Annotated in this window: 19 protein-coding genes; 18 read left to right on the top strand and 1 reads right to left on the bottom strand. The window is 40.9% G+C overall.

The features are described from left to right. Nucleotides 1-138 precede the first annotated feature (138 nt). Nucleotides 139-732 (bottom strand): DNA-3-methyladenine glycosylase I, encoded by a 594-nt coding sequence (locus tag WNY79_RS12150; protein WP_342875955.1) that lies wholly within the window; start codon nt 730-732, stop codon nt 139-141. Nucleotides 733-864: 132 nt separating this feature from the next. Here WNY79_RS12150 and WNY79_RS12145 point away from each other — a divergent pair, with 132 nt between their 5' ends. The 18 genes from WNY79_RS12145 to flhA all read left to right on the top strand — a co-directional run bounded on the left by WNY79_RS12145 (nt 865) and on the right by flhA (nt 19,130). Beyond that, a complete protein-coding gene (locus tag WNY79_RS12145) occupies nt 865-1,977 on the top strand; it encodes an ATP-binding protein (RefSeq protein WP_008168789.1) in 1,113 nt (370 codons plus the stop codon). After that, a complete protein-coding gene (locus tag WNY79_RS12140) occupies nt 1,974-3,428 on the top strand; it encodes a sigma-54 dependent transcriptional regulator (RefSeq protein ID WP_024599217.1) in 1,455 nt (484 codons plus the stop codon). The genes WNY79_RS12145 and WNY79_RS12140 overlap by 4 nt, the downstream gene beginning before the upstream one ends. Nucleotides 3,429-3,584: 156 nt before the next feature. Continuing rightward, nucleotides 3,585-3,917 (top strand): flagellar hook-basal body complex protein FliE, encoded by a 333-nt coding sequence (fliE, locus tag WNY79_RS12135; protein ID WP_008168784.1) that lies wholly within the window; start codon nt 3,585-3,587, stop codon nt 3,915-3,917. 20 nt (nt 3,918-3,937) lie between these two features. Continuing rightward, complete coding sequence (fliF, locus tag WNY79_RS12130) at nt 3,938-5,653, top strand: flagellar basal-body MS-ring/collar protein FliF (protein WP_024606216.1); 1,716 nt, start codon at nt 3,938-3,940, stop codon at nt 5,651-5,653. Then, nucleotides 5,646-6,686, top strand: a complete 1,041-nt coding sequence (fliG, locus tag WNY79_RS12125) for a flagellar motor switch protein FliG (protein ID WP_007581881.1) — start codon at nt 5,646-5,648, stop codon at nt 6,684-6,686. Before fliF ends, fliG begins: the two co-directional genes overlap by 8 nt. Nucleotides 6,687-6,689: 3 nt before the next feature. Next, entirely contained in the window at nt 6,690-7,496 is an 807-nt protein-coding gene (gene fliH / locus WNY79_RS12120; protein ID WP_342875954.1) for a flagellar assembly protein FliH, read from the top strand. A gap of 18 nt (nt 7,497-7,514) precedes the next feature. Next, nucleotides 7,515-8,849 carry a flagellar protein export ATPase FliI gene (fliI, locus tag WNY79_RS12115; RefSeq protein WP_076923507.1) on the top strand — a complete coding sequence of 445 codons (1,335 nt, stop codon included), beginning with the start codon at nt 7,515-7,517 and terminating at the stop codon, nt 8,847-8,849. Then, nucleotides 8,849-9,295 (top strand): flagellar export protein FliJ, encoded by a 447-nt coding sequence (gene fliJ / locus WNY79_RS12110; RefSeq protein WP_010553907.1) that lies wholly within the window; start codon nt 8,849-8,851, stop codon nt 9,293-9,295. The genes fliI and fliJ overlap by 1 nt, the downstream gene beginning before the upstream one ends. A gap of 89 nt (nt 9,296-9,384) precedes the next feature. Next, nucleotides 9,385-11,481 (top strand): flagellar hook-length control protein FliK, encoded by a 2,097-nt coding sequence (locus tag WNY79_RS12105; RefSeq protein WP_342875953.1) that lies wholly within the window; start codon nt 9,385-9,387, stop codon nt 11,479-11,481. A 57-nt stretch (nt 11,482-11,538) separates the two neighbouring features. After that, entirely contained in the window at nt 11,539-12,069 is a 531-nt protein-coding gene (gene fliL / locus WNY79_RS12100; protein WP_024599213.1) for a flagellar basal body-associated protein FliL, read from the top strand. A 9-nt stretch (nt 12,070-12,078) separates the two neighbouring features. Next, complete coding sequence (gene fliM, locus WNY79_RS12095; RefSeq protein ID WP_024599212.1) at nt 12,079-13,170, top strand: flagellar motor switch protein FliM; 1,092 nt, start codon at nt 12,079-12,081, stop codon at nt 13,168-13,170. A 20-nt stretch (nt 13,171-13,190) separates the two neighbouring features. After that, nucleotides 13,191-13,589 (top strand): flagellar motor switch protein FliN, encoded by a 399-nt coding sequence (fliN, locus tag WNY79_RS12090; RefSeq protein ID WP_024599211.1) that lies wholly within the window; start codon nt 13,191-13,193, stop codon nt 13,587-13,589. Next, nucleotides 13,586-13,969, top strand: coding sequence for a flagellar biosynthetic protein FliO (gene fliO / locus WNY79_RS12085; protein WP_007377952.1), 384 nt, complete (start codon nt 13,586-13,588; stop codon nt 13,967-13,969). Before fliN ends, fliO begins: the two co-directional genes overlap by 4 nt. Before the next feature lie 4 nt (nt 13,970-13,973). Then, nucleotides 13,974-14,714, top strand: coding sequence for a flagellar type III secretion system pore protein FliP (fliP, locus tag WNY79_RS12080; RefSeq protein ID WP_166420992.1), 741 nt, complete (start codon nt 13,974-13,976; stop codon nt 14,712-14,714). Nucleotides 14,715-14,754: 40 nt separating this feature from the next. After that, nucleotides 14,755-15,024, top strand: coding sequence for a flagellar biosynthesis protein FliQ (gene fliQ, locus WNY79_RS12075; protein ID WP_002959325.1), 270 nt, complete (start codon nt 14,755-14,757; stop codon nt 15,022-15,024). Nucleotides 15,025-15,026: 2 nt separating this feature from the next. Then, nucleotides 15,027-15,806, top strand: a complete 780-nt coding sequence (gene fliR, locus WNY79_RS12070; RefSeq protein ID WP_007585805.1) for a flagellar biosynthetic protein FliR — start codon at nt 15,027-15,029, stop codon at nt 15,804-15,806. A 9-nt stretch (nt 15,807-15,815) separates the two neighbouring features. Then, nucleotides 15,816-16,946: a flagellar biosynthesis protein FlhB gene (gene flhB, locus WNY79_RS12065; protein WP_010553902.1), complete on the top strand. Its 1,131-nt coding sequence runs from the start codon at nt 15,816-15,818 to the stop codon at nt 16,944-16,946. Between the two features lie 72 nt (nt 16,947-17,018). Then, on the top strand, nt 17,019-19,130 hold the full coding sequence (gene flhA, locus WNY79_RS12060; protein WP_024599209.1) for a flagellar biosynthesis protein FlhA: 2,112 nt from the start codon (nt 17,019-17,021) through the stop codon (nt 19,128-19,130). Nucleotides 19,131-19,150: the final 20 nt, after the last annotated feature.

Raw genomic sequence — 19,150 nt, 5'->3', positions numbered from 1 at the left:
CACTTAAATAAAAAGTTATTTCACAAAGAGAAAAACGAAGGTAAATGAGAAACCATAGTCAACTTACGCGTCACTTCTCTAAAGCGCAGCGTCTCTTAACCTCTTTGTGAACTAATCACTTTTATGGTTATAAATCACTTACCCACTAAAAGCCTTAATAATTTCTTCTTTTCTAAAACAATCATTACTGTGATCGTTAACCATACCGCAGGCCTGCATATGAGCGTAAACCGTTGTAGGGCCTAAAAACTTAAAACCCCGTTTTTTTAAATCTTTCGCAAATGCGGTTGATGCCTCTGTAATTGCAGGGTAGTCCTCAGCGTTATTTAAATTACTTATAATCGGTTTATTATCGACAAACTGCCATTGGTAGTTACTAAAACTTCCAAATTCTTTTTGTATTTCTATAAAGCACTTTGCGTTGTTAACAGTTGCCGCAATTTTTAAGCGATTGCGCACAATCCCTTCATCAAGCATTAGTCTCTCAACGTCATCTTGTGTGAATTGTGCCACTTTATCTACATCAAAATTAGCAAATGCTTTTTTGTAACCGCTACGCTTTTTTAAAATTGTGTACCAGCTCAAGCCGGCTTGCGCTGATTCAAGAGTGATAAATTCAAACAGCTTTGTATCATCATAAAGGGGGACGCCCCATTCTTCATCATGGTAAATAACGTAGTCGGGTTTAGTGGTGTCGAGCCACGGGCAACGGCACTTTATTTGCTCACTCATTATTATTCCTTTTTGCGTGCGTCATTTTTATGTCGCTCAAATTATTGATGTAACTTAATGATAAGTATGTAAATAAATTTTGGTATAAATCGTGCATTTAGACATGTATCTACATCAATTCGAGATTTGATTATGGCCCTTGCTAGCGTGCTAAAACCACAGTTTTTTTCTGCAAATCAGTATAACCCATGTTTACTTCAAGAGGAGTACATTGGTGAATTAAGCGATCTGCGCAAGCAAGCAAGTTGGCTTTCGCATTTGGTTGATACCATGCCAGCAGGTGTGGTTGTACTTGATGGCAAAGGGTTGATTGCAAAAGCGAATCAAATAGCGATTGATATGCTTGGCGAGCCACTTGAAGGCGAACGCTGGTTTAATGTTATTCAGCGCTCTTTTAGGCCACATCAAGATGATGGTCACGAAGTGTCTTTAAAAGACGGGCGCCTAATAAAACTTGATATTACCGCTTTAGCCCCAGAGCCAGGGCAACTTATTTTAATGACGGATTTAACCGAAACTCGCCGTTTACAAAAACGTGTTGCACATATGCAGCGATTAAGCGCGCTGGGTAAAATGGTTGCGTCACTGGCGCATCAAGTCCGTACACCGCTCTCAGCCGCTATGCTTTACGCCGCTAATTTAGGATCAAAGCGCTTACCCGAAGCATCTCGCGATAACTTTCAAACAAAGTTAATGTCGCGTTTAAAAGATTTAGAAACTCAAGTAAACGACATGCTGTTATTTGCTAAAAGTGGCGATCAGCAAGTTGTTGAGCAAGTTTCAATGCAGCAGCTTTTAACAGAAGTTAAAGCGGGCGCTGATGCGATGGTCGCACTTAATGAAAGTGAACTGGATGTAAGCTTACCAGAGCCAGATATACAAATAGTCGGTAATAAAACGGCACTGGCCAGTGCTATTCAAAATCTTGTGCACAATAGTATTCAAGTTATTGGCGGCGGTGCAAAAGTAAAAATTAGCGCACAAAGAGATTTAAAAGATTTAGATATGGTTCGTATTAGTGTGAGCGACAATGGCCCAGGTGTTGATTTAAGCCAAAGCGATAAAATCTTTGAACCATTTTTTACTACAAAAAGTCAGGGCACAGGCTTAGGGCTTGCTGTAGTGAGTTCGGTGGCTAGTGCACACCAAGGCCGTGTTGATGTGACTAATAATACGCATGGTGGTGCCTGCTTTAGCTTGTTACTGCCTATTAAGGCAACATCTAAATTAGAGGGTTCATTATGAGTAACACTATTTTAGTTGTCGAAGATGACGCTGGGCTTCGTGAAGCCTTAATAGATACCCTTGAAATGTCGGGTATTGAATGTGTTGCAGCGAACAGTGCTGAGCAAGCAATGATATTGCTTAAAAAAGATCAATTTTCGCTTGTTGTAAGCGACGTGCAAATGGGTGCAATGAGTGGACTTGATTTACTACGCAGTATTAAATTAAACCACCCTGATTTACCTGTATTAATGATGACGGCGTACGCCACAATTGACGATGCAGTAGAAGCCATGCGCCTAGGTGCAATTGACTACATGGCTAAACCATTTGCACCTGAAGTGCTGTTAAATATGGTGAGCCGTTATTTGCCTGAAAAAGCAAAAGAAACCGACGGACCTATTGTTGCCGACCCAACTAGTATTCAATTATTGGAGCTTGCGAGTAAAGTAGCACGCTCTGATGCAAGTGTAATGGTACTTGGCCCAAGTGGTTCAGGTAAGGAAGTACTCGCTCGTTATATTCATGATAAGTCGAGTCGTTGTAATGAGCCATTTGTGGCGATTAACTGCGCGGCTATTCCTGAAAATATGCTCGAAGCCACTTTATTTGGTTACGAAAAAGGGGCTTTTACAGGCGCGATTCAAGCATGTCCGGGTAAGTTTGAGCAAGCACAAGGCGGCACTATTTTACTTGATGAAATTACAGAGATGGACTTAGGGCTACAAGCAAAGCTGTTACGCGTACTGCAAGAGCGTGAAGTAGAGCGCTTAGGGGGTCGTAAAACAATTCAGCTCGATGTACGTATTTTGGCAACCAGTAATCGTGATTTAAAAGAAGCCGTGTCTGAAAACCAATTTAGAGAAGATCTATATTACAGGCTTAATGTTTTTCCACTTATGTGGCGACCATTGTGCCAACGCCCTGGCGATATTATTGTATTGGCTAAGCATTTAATTGAGCGCCATATCAGTAAAAGTAAAGAGCCCATGGCGTATTTAGATAAAGCTGCCGAGCAAAAGTTACTGGCCCACGCGTGGCCTGGAAATGTGCGCGAGCTTGATAACGTTATACAGCGTGCGCTTATACTGCGAAGTGGCGATACAATAAACGAGCATGCTATTTTTATTGAAAACTTAGTAGCTAATAACTTTGTTATGGAGCCTTCATTGGCACCGGCGCCAACAGAAGTGGCTCACGTAAATAAAGGCGTTGATAAAAGCACGCTAAGCTCGGCATACTACGATGAAAAATTGCATGCCGAGGATGAGCCTAAACAAGGTTTACTAGCAGCAGATACCGGTAGCTATAAAGATGAGCTTAAAGATAAAGAGCATCGCATTATTTTAGAAACCCTTGCACGTTGCCAAGGTAAGCGTAAAGACGTTGCCGAAACGTTGGGCATAAGCCCACGAACTTTACGTTATAAACTAGCGCAAATGCGCGATTTAGGTATTTCACTTCCTGCATAACCTCCTATAAACCCTAAGTTTGCGCTGCGAACTTAGGGTTGTCAAAACTCTGACTCACATAATTTAAAGCTAACTGCATGTATTTTAACAATTAATTATTTGGCATGTTTTGTGCTTTATTACTTGTAAGAGTTCACTGCGTGTCAGAGATAAATTATGAAAATTCAAAACAGTGCTGTATTTCAAGAAATGCAATCAATGGCTTTAGAAGCCGGCCGTAATAATCAAATAAATAAATTGCCGACTCAAGTTCAGCCTACTTCTACTTCCCAGTTTGGCGACATGCTAAGTGATGCACTAAATACAGTGCACGGTCTACAGCAAGATGCAGGTCAAAAAGTAAAAGCGGTTGAAATGGGTGATCGAAGTGTATCGCTTGCTGAGGCGATGATTGCTTCTCAAAAATCGTCAGTTGCTTTTGAGGCTACAGTACAGGTTCGTAATAAACTTGTTGAAGCTTATAAAGAAATCATGAACATGCCTGTTTAATTAGGTAGTGGAGAATTATTGTGGCGCAATCTAACCAATCTACAGACCTAGCACTTGCTGGCGGCGGTATCGACCAAAGTGGTGGTGATGATCAACAAGAACAAAAGTCAGGCTACTTAAGTGCTTTAAGTGGTGTTGATGTATTGCGCCAAGTAACACTGGTAATAGCATTAGCGATTTGTTTAGCTATCGCGATTTTCATTATTATTTGGGCTCGTCAGCCAGATATGCGCCCGTTAGGCAAAATGCAAACTGAAGAGCTTATTCAAACATTAGACTTTTTAGATGCACAAAAAATTGAATATCAACTCGATGGCAATGTTGTATCGGTTGATGAAAGTGAATACCAAAACATTAAGCTACTAATGACCCGTGAAGGGTTAGAGCAAGGTCCAGCATCAGGCTCTGACATTATTATGCAAGATATGGGCTTTGGCGTAAGCCAACGCTTGGAGCGTGAGCGCCTAAAACATGGTCGTGAACAGCAATTAGCACGCACAATTGAAGAGCTTAACAACATTACTCGCGCCAAAGTATTGTTAGCCATTCCTAAAGAAAACGTATTTGCCCGCAGAGAGAAAAAACCATCAGCTACCGTTGTATTAACACTTAAACGTGGGCGCTCACTTGACCGTGAAGAAGTAGACTCTGTTGTTGATATGATTGCCTCAGCAGTACAAGGCTTAGAGCCTGCACGTGTTACAGTTACCGATCAAAATGGTCGATTATTAAATTCAGGTTCGCAAAGCTCACTAGCAGCACGCTCTCGTAAAGAATACGATTTAGAGCGTAAGCGCGAACAAGAGTACCTTGAAAAAATAGACAGTATTTTAATACCGGTTGTTGGGCTTGCAAACTATACAGCTCAAGTTGATTTGAGTATGGATTTTAGCTCGATTGAGGAAACTCAAAAGCGTTATAACCCAGACCTACCAGCGGTTAGAAGCGAAACCACATTTGAAGAAAATAACATTGGCGGCCTAGCCGTTGGTATTCCAGGTGCGCTTACAAATCAGCCACCGCTAAATTCTAATATTCCTGAGGTTGCGGGGCAAGGTGGTGCAGGCACTGCTACTTCTCCAACACGCAGCCACAAAGAAGCTACACGTAATTATGAACTCGATACAACCATTTCGCACAAGCGCCAGCAAAGTGGTGTTATACGCAGAATAAGCGTATCAGTTGCTGTTGACTATATTCCTAAAGTGGGAGAAAACGGCGAAACAACCATGGCTCCACGCTCGGTTGAAGCATTGTCAAATATTCGTCGCTTACTACAAGGCGGTGTGGGCTTTGATATGCAACGTGGTGATGCACTTGAAGTAGTAACAGTGCCGTTTGTACGTGAAGCAACAGATTTAGCTATAGAAGTGCCACTGTGGGAACAAGACTGGTTTATGAAAATAGCCCGCCTTGTATTGGGCGCCTTAGTTATCATTGTATTAATAATGGCAGTGGTAAAACCAATGCTTAAACGCTTGATTTACCCAGACGATACACTAGAAGAATACGACGAAGATGCACTAAGCTCAGGCGTAGATATTGGCGACAATACTCTTGATATGCTAAATAAAGACTTTGATTCTGCTTCGGTTGGTTTCTCAAGTGATGGTACACTGCAGTTACCGGATTTACATGGCGACGAAGATCTACTTAAAGCAATTCGTGCCCTTGTAGCTAACGAACCAGAACTATCATCACAAGTAGTGAAAGCGTGGTTAACAGAAGATGACTGATCAAGAACAAAAACAACTCCCGCCAGCCTTTGATGTTGATAAGCTCGATGGGGTAGATAAAGCCGCTATATTACTTTTGAGTTTATCAGAAGAAGATGCCGCGCAAATCCTTAAACACTTAGAACCTAAACAAGTGCAAAAAGTGGGTATGGCGATGGCTGGGTTACAGGATTTATCTCAAGCTAAAATAAGCGCTGTACACAACTTGTTTATAGAGCAAATTCAAAGCTTTAGTACCATTGGTTTTCAGTCAGAAGACTTTATTAAAAAAGCGCTTACAGCCGCTCTAGGTGAAGACAAAGCTGCTAGCCTTATTGACCAAATTGTTATGGGCTCAGGCGCTAAAGGCCTGGATTCATTAAAATGGATGGACTCTAAGCAGGTAGCAAACATTATTCGTAATGAGCATCCACAAATTCAAACCATTGTATTATCGTATTTAGAGCCAGAACAGTCAGCTGAGATTATTGCTCAGTTCCCTGAAAAAGTACGCTTAGATTTAACCATGCGTATTGCAAACCTCGAAGAAGTTCAGCCAGCAGCACTGCAAGAGCTAAACGAAATCATGGAAAAACAATTTGCCGGTCAAGCTGGTGCGCAAGCTGCTAAAATGGGCGGCTTAAAAGCTGCTGCAGATATTATGAACTACCTAGATACCAACGTAGAAGGGCAGTTAATGGATTCTATTCGTGAACATGACGAAGAAATGTCGCAGCAAATTCAAGACTTAATGTTTGTGTTTGAAAACTTAATGGATGTTGAAGACCGTGGTATTCAAGCAATTCTACGAGAAGTACAACAAGACGTATTAATGAAAGCAATTAAGGGCACCGACGATGCCCTTAAAGATAAAATACTGGGCAATATGTCTAAGCGTGCAGCCGAAATGCTTGCTGATGATTTAGAAGCTATGGCACCTGTTCGTATAAGTGAAGTAGAAGCGGCGCAAAAAGAGATTTTATCAACAGCGCGCCGTTTATCTGACTCAGGTGAAATTCAGCTGGGCGGCGGCGGTGGCGAGGAGTTCCTGTAAACCATGAGCAAACTCAAAGGGCGCACTCTTCACGCTGATGAAGCAGATGAACTATTAAAAAACTGGGCTATACCGGATGTAGCACCTGATGAGAGCAGCTTTGGCAATCGCTCTACAGCTTACGGCACACCGCTTAGTGAGCTGTACAAAAAAGAATTAGCTGAAGAAATGCCAGTTGATGAGCCACAAGAACCAGAACTCCCTGCGCTTACCATGGTTGAGCTTGAACGCATTAGACAAGACGCGTACGAAGAAGGCCTCAAACAAGGTCATGAGCAAGGCTACATAGACGGCTTTGAAAAAGGCGTTGGCGAAGGTAAAGAAGCAGGTTACAAAGAAGGGCTAGAGCAAGGTAAAACACAAGGCCTTGAAGATGTAAAACCATTAATTGAAGAGCAGTTAACAAGTTTAAAAGCCATTTTAGAGGGGTTAACTGCACCGCTAGATAAAGTGGACGAACAAGCCGAGAAGCAATTAGTACAACTTGCTAGCATGTTGGCGGAAGCTGTTATTTATCAAGAAGTAAAAACATCGCCAGATGTGATTTTACACACGTTAAAGCAAAGTATTAATTCACTTAATGCGGAGCAAGAAAAAGTACGAATCCATTTAAACCCCGAAGACTTAGAACTCATAAAAGAGAGCTACGGCGAACAAACCATTATTGACAATAACTGGCAACTAATGGCAGAACCCACTCTTGAACGCGGTGGCTGTGAAGTTAAAACAGCGCAATCGTCACTCGATATGACTCTAAAAACACGTGTCAAAGAAACGTTGGATAGTTTTTTGCATAATAGTGGTATCTAACTATTTTATTGGCGTGTTATGTCAACTCAACGTGCACCTTTAAGCGAACGCTTATCTCAATATCAACAACATATTAAAATCCCAGCGCCTGCTGTAGCAGGTATTTTAACGCGTGTTGTTGGCCTTACCCTTGAGGCTAGAGGTTTACGTGCACCCGTTGGTAGCCAATGTAAAATAGAAACCATGAACGGCTTTGTAGACGCCGAAATAGTCGGTTTTAACGACCAAACTTTGTACTTAATGCCTAACGACCATATTTCTGGTGTACTACCTGGTGCGCGTGTTATTCCTCAAGTTAATAACTTAGGTTTGCCTGTAGGGATGAGTTTATTAGGCCGCGTTGTAGATGGTTTAGGCCGGCCGCTAGATGGCCTTGGTAAAATTAATGCTGAGCATCATTTAAAGTTTGCACAAAATACTATAAACCCGCTTTCTAGAAGACCAATCACTAAGCCTATGGATGTAGGTGTGCGAGCTATTAACTCGGTAATTACAGTAGGGCAAGGCCAACGTATGGGGTTGTTTGCAGGCTCCGGTGTGGGTAAATCTGTACTTCTCGGTATGATGACCCGAGGTAGCGAAGCCGATGTTATTGTTGTTGGCTTGGTGGGGGAGCGTGGCCGCGAAGTAAAAGAATTTATTGAAGAAATACTCGGTGTAGAAGGACGCAAACGCTCAGTTGTTGTCGCAGCACCCGCTGATTCATCACCACTTATGCGTTTAAAAGGCTGCGAGAGCGCCGTAACTATTGCAGAGTATTTTAGAGATCAGGGTTTAAACGTATTATTGTTACTCGATTCGGTAACGCGTTACGCAATGGCACAACGTGAAATTGCACTTGCTGTAGGCGAACCGCCGGCAACCAAAGGTTATCCGCCTTCGGTGTTTGCTAAATTACCTGCGCTAGTAGAACGCGCCGGTAATGGCGGAGAAGGGCAAGGTTCAATTACTGCCTTTTTTACAGTGCTCAGTGAAGGCGATGATATGCAGGACCCTATTGCTGATGCAGCGCGAGCTATATTAGATGGCCACATTGTACTATCGCGTGATTTAGCCGACAGCGGGCACTATCCCGCTATAGATATAGAAAAGTCGATTTCGCGTGTTATGCCTCAAGTTGTTTCTGAGCCGCATATGCAACAAGCCCGAGTGCTTAAACAAGTATATTCAATGTATCAACAAAACAAAGATATGATTACTTTAGGTGCCTATCAAAAAGGGACCGATCAAATGCTCGACCAAGCCATAAATATGATGCCAAGAGTAAATGCATTTTTACAACAAGGTATGCGAGATGTCATTAGTTACGATGATGGTCTGCAAGGTCTTGCTCAGTTACTAGGACAAGCATAATGGCTAAAAATAAACTCGATTTATTGCTCAAAATTGAAAATGACAAAGAAGAAAGTTTGCGCATGAGTTACTTACAAGCCAATCAAAACTTGCAATCGAATCAACAAAAGCTACAAGGTTTAAATAATTTTAGACTTGAGTACTCTCAGCAGTTACACCTTAAGGGAAAATCGGGTTTATCTAGTGCCGGATTTGGGCAGTATCATGCCTTTATAGCTAAAATTGAAGAAGCAATTCGCCAACAAGCAAGTACGGTAAATACCGCTAAGCAAGTTGTTACTCAACGTAAAACGCTATGGCTTAAGCAGCAAATTAAAGCTAAAGCAGTCGCCAAATTAATCGAAAATCAAAAACTTAAAGCAAATGCGTTAATGGCTAAAAATGAGCAAAAAATGTTAGATGAATTTTCAGCTAATCAGTTTTTTCAACGTCGTAAAGCTTTGTAATTCAGGCACGCTAATTGCTTTATTACTTAGTGGGATTTAACTTTTGGCGGTATGCGGTGGCATATTGCCGTAATGGTATTAGGTGATTTATGGCGATGAATAACATTTCGTTTTTAGTTTCTTCTGAAAAAGACTCTTTGATAGCCTTTAAAGACAATAGCTTAGCTAATAATGAAGGCGATTTAGGCGCGGAGTTTTCAAGCCAATTACACGAAGCGCATAATTCTATGGAGCCTTTGCTTAAAGGCAATAAAAATCCCGGTGCCGAAAATTCGATTGCTATTCCAAAGCATAAACAGCCAGAAAAAAATGAAAACCTGAGCGTAAAGCTAGATGAAGTAGCAACGGGCGAAGTTACTTTTGTGTCTGTTGAGATGCTTGATCAGATTAATTCAGCACAAGCAATGAGCACTTCGGTCAATAAGCCTTTTGAGACAGCTGAAAATACAGAGCTAGAAGCTACGCAGGTAGAGAATACAGAATCAGAAAATACAGAATTAAAAAGCACATCAGGAATTGCATCAGCTAATGCAAGTGGCGAAGTATCGACTGAAGAAGCGAATGCAGCGAGTGTAGTGCAAAATCCAATTGCCACTAATGTGGACTCTAAAACGGCTAAATTAACTGATTCAAAAAGCGATAACTTTAGCTCACTATCTTTAAATTCATTACCATTAAATGAAGGCAAGCATCGTAAAAGTGGTGTTGCTGAGGCAATTGAAGGGCCATTAAACCCTATAAGTAAAAAAACCGATGACAGTTTTGGCTCTATAGTTGATGACACTGAATTAGTTTCAATGGATATTAAGGGACAATTAGCTCAAGATAAATCCGTTGATAAAAGTGCAAAAAATATAGTGTTGCCAACACCAGTGCCTACGCCAGCTGCTCCATCTGTAGCGACACCTTCTTTAACTGAATCAGAAACGATGCAATCAAGTTCACAGACATCTGAGAGCGAAAAAGGCGCAGCAATTGACGCCTTAATAGCTAAAGATGCGAGCTTAATTAAAGCTAATAATGTTATTGCTAGTTTAACGCCAGAGCAGCGCTCACAACTTAATGCGCAAGTTAAGGTGTTAGAAAATACTGATTCAATGAACGGCGCGACTAGCAGTACTGCTGATCTCAAGCAAATGCTTGCGCAATTTATTACTGATAACGAAAAAGCACAGAGCACAGTAACTAAACACTCTTTTAGCACAGAAATAAATTCACTTAATACAGCTGAAAAACAAAGCTTATTAACGCAATTAAACGCTTATATTAAAACAGAGCAGCCTAAAGGCGAACAGTTGTCAGCGCTTAAGCAAGCAGTTAATGAGTTAAAAGCTTCAATTGAAATAGGACTTGCCGACACAGCTAAATCAGACTCAAAAACGTTTGTAGCGTCAGAGACTCCTAATACAGTATATAATCCACAAAAGTTAAGCTTAAAGACATCGATAAACGAAGGGGCTGATTTAAATAAAGCCGTAACAACCTCAACTGAGGGTGATGATTTATTAAAATCACTTGAAGAATTACAAAAAGATGGCCTTAAAAAAATAACTGCAGAACAAACACCTGCACGCGTAGCACAAGTATTTACGCAAATTACAGCTGCTTTAAATACTCAGCAAGTGAGCACATTAAGCCAATACGACTCACTAAGTTACGAGCAGAGCTTACTTGATACCCAAATAATACAAACTCAACAACTACAAAGCACGTCACAAGTTAAGCAAGTAAGTATTGATCCTGGCGTAATGCAGGCAATTAATATTGTTAAAAGTGATGCAGCTAAATTATTGCAAGAGCGCGTCAGCTCAATGCTGAGCATTAATAATAAAGAAGCAGAAATTCGCCTAGATCCTCCCGAAATGGGCAGTATGCAAATACGTATTCGTAGCGATGCAGAACAAGCACATATAAACTTTGTAGTACAAAACCAGCAAGCCAAAGAAGCACTTGAACAATCAATGCCACGCTTACGTGAAATGTTAGCGCAACAAGGGTTAGAGCTTGGTGAAAGCACTATTTCTTATGGGCAATCTGGTGGTGAAACTGCTGAGCACAGTGAAGGTGGAACTCAAGGTAATTTGGCTAATAATAAGTCAGTTAATGATGAAAACGACGAGCAAGCAAATAACACTGCACAAAGTTCTCGACAACAAACTTCATCATCAATAGATTACTATGCCTAAGTACTGCTATTATAATAGTTAAAACAAGCAAGTACCTTTGCGATTAAAGGAATCATGATGGCTGAAGAAGCAAGTTTAGAAATTGAAGAAACCGGTAAAAGTAAAAAGAAACTCATAATAATTATAGTGGCTGTACTACTTATAATAGGTGGTGCTGCGGGTTACTTTTTTATGTCAGGTTCGGATGCGTCAGTTGAAACCTTGGATGAAGAGACTGCAATATCAGCAGATACCCCCTCAGCTGAGCCTAGTGATTCAGCTGAGATAGGCAGTGCTTTATATGTTGCGATGCCACGCCCATTTGTATTTAATGTGCCTGGCTCAAGTCGCGACAGAATTGTGCAAATTAAAGTACAGTTATTAGTACGTGGTGAAGTAAACGAAGAAACCGCTAAAAAACATATTCCGCTAATAGAAGGGACGCTACTAAGTGTGTTTTCTACTACAACAGCCGATGAGTTAAGTACGAGTTCTGGTAAAGAAACACTTCGTTTTTCTGCACTTGAAAAGGTACAAAAAGCCTTGATGGATGTTGAAGGCAGCAAAGTAATTGAGCGGGTATTGTTTACCGGCTTTGTGATGCAATAAGGGGTTAGCGTGAGCGATTTATTATCCCAAGACGAAATTGATGCGCTATTACACGGCGTTGATGACGTTGAAGAGGAAGATATACACGAAGGTGAAGATGGCGGGGGAAGTACGCTTCAGTACGATTTTTCTTCGCAAGATCGGATCGTGCGTGGTCGTATGCCGACACTGGAAATTGTTAATGAACGCTTTGCTCGTCATATGCGAATTAGCCTATTTAACATGATGCGCCGCACCGCAGAGGTGTCTATTAATGGCGTGCAAATGATTAAATTTGGTGAGTATATCCATACTCTGTTTGTTCCAACCAGCTTAAATATGGTGCGTTTTAGACCGCTGAAAGGTACCGGCCTTATTACCATGGAAGCACGACTTGTGTTTATTTTGGTAGATAACTTTTTTGGTGGTGACGGGCGTTATCATGCAAAAATTGAAGGCCGAGAATTTACGCCTACAGAACGTCGTATTGTGCAAATGCTCCTTAAGATCATTTTCGAAGATTATAAAGAAGCATGGGCACCGGTTATGGATGTATCGTTTGAATATCTCGATTCTGAAGTAAACCCAGCTATGGCTAATATTGTAAGCCCAACCGAGGTTGTGGTTATTAGTTCTTTTCATATTGAGCTCGATGGTGGCGGTGGCGATTTTCATATTGCACTTCCGTATTCAATGCTTGAGCCAATTCGAGAGCTGTTAGATGCGGGGGTTCAATCTGATACTGAAGATACCGATTTACGTTGGAGCAAAGCACTTCGCGACGAAATAATGGATGTAGAGGTTGATATGTCGACTCAGTTACTTGAAGTCGATTTAACCTTAAGGCAGATTATGGAACTCAAAACTGGCGATATTATTCCGGTTGAAATGCCTGAGCATATAACCGTATTTGTTGAGGAATTACCTACATTTAGAGCCAAGATGGGCCGCTCTCGCGATAATGTTGCGCTTCAAATTAGTGAAAAAATTAAACGACCTGATTCAGTTAAATCTGAGCTGCATGTATTTACCAAAGGCGGCAAGAAAATTGACTCAGATGCAGAATTAGCAGAACTAGAAGATGATTTACACCTCTCTGACGGTGTAGACTTAGACTGGTAATTGATTAAAAGGTTAAAAGTATGAGCGATGATCAAGATACAATGGACGAATGGGCAGCAGCATTAGCAGAAGCTGAAGGTCCAGATGATAGTAGCGAAGCACATGTTGCAGAGCTTGATGAGTTAAGTGATTCAAAACACGAAATGAGTGGCGATGAAAAACGAAAACTCGACACTATTTTAGATATCCCCGTTACTATTTCAATGGAAGTAGGGCGCTCTAAAATTAATATTCGTAACTTACTGCAACTCAACCAAGGCTCTGTTGTTGAGCTTGACCGTGTCGCGGGCGAGCCGCTAGACGTACTAGTTAATGGTACTTTGATAGCTCATGGCGAGGTAGTTGTAGTAAACGACAAGTTTGGTATTCGCTTAACTGATGTGATAAGCCAAGTAGAGCGGATCAAAAAACTACGATGAGCTTATTAGTTGCTTTAACTAGTTCCGTTTTTTCGAAAGCAGATGTGGCAACACCAACTGGAGATATACTCTCTATGGTGCTGTCGCTTGTAATGGTGCTGGTACTGATTATTGTGCTGGCATTTTTTGTTAAAAAGCTTAATCCAAATTTAGCTAACAGCGATGAATTTAAAGTAGTCAGAAGCCTGCCTTTGGGTTCTCGTGAGCGTTTAATGGTTGTTGAGATAGATAATGCTCAGCACTTACTTGGTGTAACTCCCCACAGTATTAATTACTTACACAAGTTAGAAACCCCATTAAGTGAAAAAGAACTGCCTGAACTCGCTAAACGATTTGGTAAACTTTTAAACCCGCAATCAAACCAAAATAAAAAGAATTAAACCTATGACAAAGTGGCTGCTTATTATTTTTGCCATGGTGTTTGTACCAAGTGTAAGTGCAGAGGGAATTGATGCGCTTACTATTACAACAAACGCTGATGGCACACAAGATTACTCAGTAACGTTACAAGTTTTAGCCATTATGACGGCGCTGAGTTTTATACCGGCTGCCATAATTATGATGACCTCATTTACACGGATTATTGTTGTACTCGCTATTTTGCGCCAAGCAATTGGTTTACAGCAAACACCGTCAAACCAAGTGTTATTAGGCATGTCGCTTTTTTTAAGTATTTTTATAATGTCGCCTATTTATCAGCAGGTAAACGAGCGAGCGATAGAACCTTACTTAAATGAGCAGGTTACATCAGTAGAGGCATTAGAGCTTGCTAAAGAGCCAATGAAAGCCTTTATGCTTTCTCAAGTGCGTTTAAAAGATTTAGAAACATTTGCTAAGATTGCCGGTTATGATCAGCTAGATTCGCCACAAGATACTCCATTAATAGTATTGATACCTGCATTTGTAACCAGTGAACTGCAAACCGCATTTATAATCGGTTTTATGTTTTTTATTCCATTTTTAATCGTTGATTTAGTGGTCGCCTCGGTATTAATGGCGATGGGTATGATGATGCTTTCACCCATGATTGTGTCCTTGCCGTTTAAAATTATGTTATTTGTACTTGTAGACGGCTGGAGCTTAGTGATGGGGACTCTAGCCAAAAGCTTTGGTTTAGGAACTTAGTATGCAAAGCATTAACATGACTCAACAATAGGAGTACAACATGGAACCGGAAATTTTTGTTGATATCCTAAGTGACGCTTTATTTCTAGTTATTAAGCTGGTGTCTGCAATTGTAGTCCCAGGCTTAATTATTGGTTTAGTTGTGGCTGTGTTTCAGGCCGCAACGTCAATCAATGAACAAACACTGAGTTTTTTACCTCGTTTATTAATTACTATTAGTGCGCTAATTGTTGGTGGGCATTGGCTTACTCAAGAACTAATGGACTTTTTTACTCGCCTAGTATTACTTATTCCTGAAATTGCAGGTTAAATGTGGAATATCCATTTGCTGTCGTTATTCAATGGTTGAGCGATTTTTTGTTGCCGCTGGTACGCATTAGCTCAATGATTATGATTATGGCGGGCTTAGGGGCTAAAAATGTTCCTACGCGTATAAAAATGGGTTTATCAGTTGTTGTAACTTTTGTTGTTGTCCCCGTCTTACCGCCAGCTACATTCACTAATCTATTTTCGTTTGAGATGATTTTAGTGGTTATTCAACAAATGTTGATTGGTGTTGCTATTGGTTTTGCATCTATACTTTTACTAAATACTTTTGTGTTAGCAGGGCAAATACTTGCGATGCAAACGGGTTTAGGTTTCGCTTCTGTTATTGACCCTTCTAATGGCGCGAGTGTGCCTGCTGTAGGTCAGTTTTTCCTTATTTTGGCCACCCTGTTATTTTTTGCTTTTAACGGTCATTTAATGATGATTCAAATGGTGGTGCATAGTTTTCAAGTGCTACCCATCGATGGCACATGGTGGTCTGTAGATCATTACTGGGACATAGTGACCTGGGGCGGCTGGATGTTTACTACAGCACTAGTACTCTCACTTGCACCGCTTACGGCTATGCTCGTTATTAATATGTCGTTTGGTATTATGACGCGTGCAGCACCGCAATTAAATATTTTCTCTATTGGTTTTCCGTTTACCTTGGTAGCGGGACTCATTATTATTTGGGCGACACTAGGTAACTTTGTTACTCAGTTTGAGTTTCAATGGTTAAAAATGGTTGAGCTAATGTGCACTTTAGTTGGTTGCTCACCTTAGGAGAAAGTCATGTCTGAAGACTCAGGGCAAGAAAAAACAGAAGAACCCACATCCAAAAAGCTTGAAGAATCTAAAAAGAAAGGCCAAATAGCACGCTCAAAAGAGCTAGGTACTATGTTTGTACTTATTTTTTCGGCTATATCGCTTTTGATGTATGGTCCTGAAATTGGCAAAGGTTTATACAATGTAATGGGCCGAACCCTTAGCTTAAATCGTAACGAAGCCTTTGATACCACTAAAATGTTTGCTGTATGGGGAGAGGTTGCAGATGCTTTAATGTTTCCTATGGCTATGTTTGTATTAATTATAGTTTTGGCTGCATTTATTGGGAATACGTTACTAGGTGGTTTTAATTTTAGCTGGGAAGCTGCTGCACCTAAAGCAAGTAAAATGTCGCCAATGAAAGGCTTTAAACGTATGTTTGGCCCGCAAGCGGCTATTGAGCTTGTAAAGTCACTTTTAAAATTTGGTTTGGTTGCAAGTTTTGCTGTGTTTTTAATTAATACTTATTTTGATGAAATACTGCATTTAAGTTTAGAAAGTGCACCAGGTAATATTATTCATGCCTTAGAGATTTTAGGCTGGATGTTTTTAGGCCTTTCATGCACTTTAATTATTATTGCCGCCATCGATGCGCCATTTCAAAGTTATAACCATAACAAACAACTTAAAATGACCATGCAAGAAATTAAAGATGAATATAAAAACTCTGAAGGTGACCCACAAATAAAAGCGCGTATTAGGCAAACACAAAGGCAAATGTCGCAAAACCGCATGATGCAAGATGTCCCTGACGCTGACGTTATTGTTACCAACCCAACTCACTACTCAGTAGCATTAAAATACGATACAGAGCGTGCAGGAGCGCCTATTGTGCTTGCTAAAGGTATTGATGAAATGGCGATGCAAATTCGAAAAGTAGCAATAGGGAATGAAGTACCTATTTTAGAATCCCCTATGTTGACCCGAGCACTTTACCATACTGCTGAAGTGGGAGAGCAAATACCCGATCAGCTATTTACTGCTGTTGCGCAAGTTTTAGCGTATGTATTTCAGCTTAAGCGCTTTAATAAAGGGCGCGGTAAACGCCCGACTAAGCTTAATAATAAGCTCCCAATCCCCGATGCCTATAAGTATTAAATCGCTAACTTAATAACTTGGAATAGTTATTGCAAATTCTATGTAGTGTCAATTTTTTGAAATTGTAGAATTATGAGTTTTAAAGCGGTATTACAACAACTTAACAGAGACAAAAAAGACTATGCCAAAGGGGTAGGTACTCCTTTGCTTGTGCTTGCTGCCTTGGGAATGGTTATTTTACCGTTACCGCCATTTTTACTCGATATCCTTTTTTCGTTTAATATTGCCCTCGCATTAGTGGTTTTACTCGTGACCGTTTACACGATGAAGCCGGTTGAGTTTGGTATATTCCCCTCTGTATTATTAATCGCTACGATTATGCGCTTAGCGCTTAATGTTGCTAGTACTCGAGTTGTACTACTTGAAGGTCATAACGGAGGAGATTCTGCAGGTAAGGTGATTGAAGCGTTTGGCTCAGTTGTTATTGGTGGTAACTACGCTGTTGGTTTGGTCGTGTTTTTAATCCTGATCATTATTAACTTTGTGGTAATTACTAAAGGTGCAGGGCGTATATCTGAGGTATCTGCACGTTTTACCCTTGATGCAATGCCGGGTAAACAAATGGCAATTGACGCTGATTTAAACGCTGGTTTTATCAGTGCTGAACAAGCGCGTGACCGCCGAGAGGAAGTAACCCGAGAAGCCGATTTTTACGGTTCAATGGATGGTGCGAGTAAATTTGTAAAAGGCGATGCTATTGCAGGTATTGTTATATTAATCATCAACATTGTTGGTGGTTTATTTGTCGGTATGATTCAGCACAATTTGAGTTTTGGCGATGCAATGGAAGTATATACATTACTTACCATTGGTGATGGCTTAGTTGCTCAGCTCCCTTCTTTACTACTTTCAATTGGTACTGCGATTGTTGTAACACGCCAAAATGAGTCGCTCAATATGGGTGACCAATTTAAGAAGCAACTTGGTAACGAAAAATCTCTCTTCATTGCTTCAGGTATTTTGATCATCATGGGCTTAGTGCCTGGTATGCCACATTTTGCTTTTTTAAGTTTAGGTGCGTTACTTGGTTATTTAGCTTACTACACGCAGCAAAGTAAATTAAAAGCCGCTGCAGCAGAAGCTGAAGAAGCCGCCAGTGGTGGAAGCGCTGCAACGGGTATTGCTAATAAACAAGAGCAAAAAGAACTTGGCTGGGATGACGTTCAACAAGTTGATGTAATTGGCCTAGAAGTAGGTTACAGATTAATTCCGTTGGTAGATCAATCTCAAGGTGGTGAGCTACTTAATCGTATTAAAGGTGTACGTAAAAAGCTTTCTCAAGAGCTTGGCTTTTTAGTACCACCTGTGCACATTCGCGACAATTTAGAGCTTGACCCTAATGCTTACAGAATAACGCTAATGGGTGTTTCGACAGGTGAAAGCGAACTTAAACATGGCGACGAGCTGGCGATTAATCCAGGGCAAGTATTTGGTCCAATTAAAGGCGTTGAAACTAAAGACCCTGCATTTGGCCTTGATGCAGTATGGATCAAACCAGATCAAAAAGATGAAGCTCAATCACTAGGTTACACCGTTGTAGATTCAGCCACGGTAGTTGCCACTCATATCAGCCAGTTATTAACTAACAGTGCGGCGTTACTACTAGGGCACGAAGAAGTTCAGAACCTGCTTGATATGCTTGCTAAAAGCCACCCTCGCTTAGTTGAAGGACTAGTACCAGATGTGTTGCCATTAACTGCAATTGTAAAAGTACTGCAAAATTTATTGAATGAAGGCGTTGCTATTCGCGATATGCGCTCAATTGTTCAAACCCTAGTTGAGTATGGCCCGCGTAGCCAAGACCCTGATGTATTAACGGCTGCAGTGCGTATTTCTCTGCGTAGATTAATTGTTCAAGATGCGGTTGGTATGTCATCAGAAATCCCTGTCATAACCTTGGCACCTGAGTTGGAACAGATGTTGCATCAGTCATTACAAAATGCAGGCGATGAAGGTGCCGGTATTGAGCCAGGACTTGCAGAGCGACTTCAAGTGTCATTGACACAAGCTCATCAAAATCAAGAAATGGCCGGTGAACCTTCTATATTGCTAACGTCAGGAATGTTACGCACTGTGTTATCTCGTTTTGTTAAGTACACCATTCCAGGATTGAGAGTGATGTCTTATCAAGAGGTACCAGACGAAAGACAGATCAAGATTGTTAGCTCAGTAGGCCAACAATAAGATTTTAAAAGGGGTTGAAT

The sequence above is a fragment of the Pseudoalteromonas sp. AS84 genome (genome assembly GCF_038900255.1).
Lineage (GTDB): Bacteria > Pseudomonadota > Gammaproteobacteria > Enterobacterales > Alteromonadaceae > Pseudoalteromonas.
The sequence above is the reverse complement of the archived record's forward strand: the minus strand, read 5'-3'. Positions and strand labels throughout refer to the sequence as shown.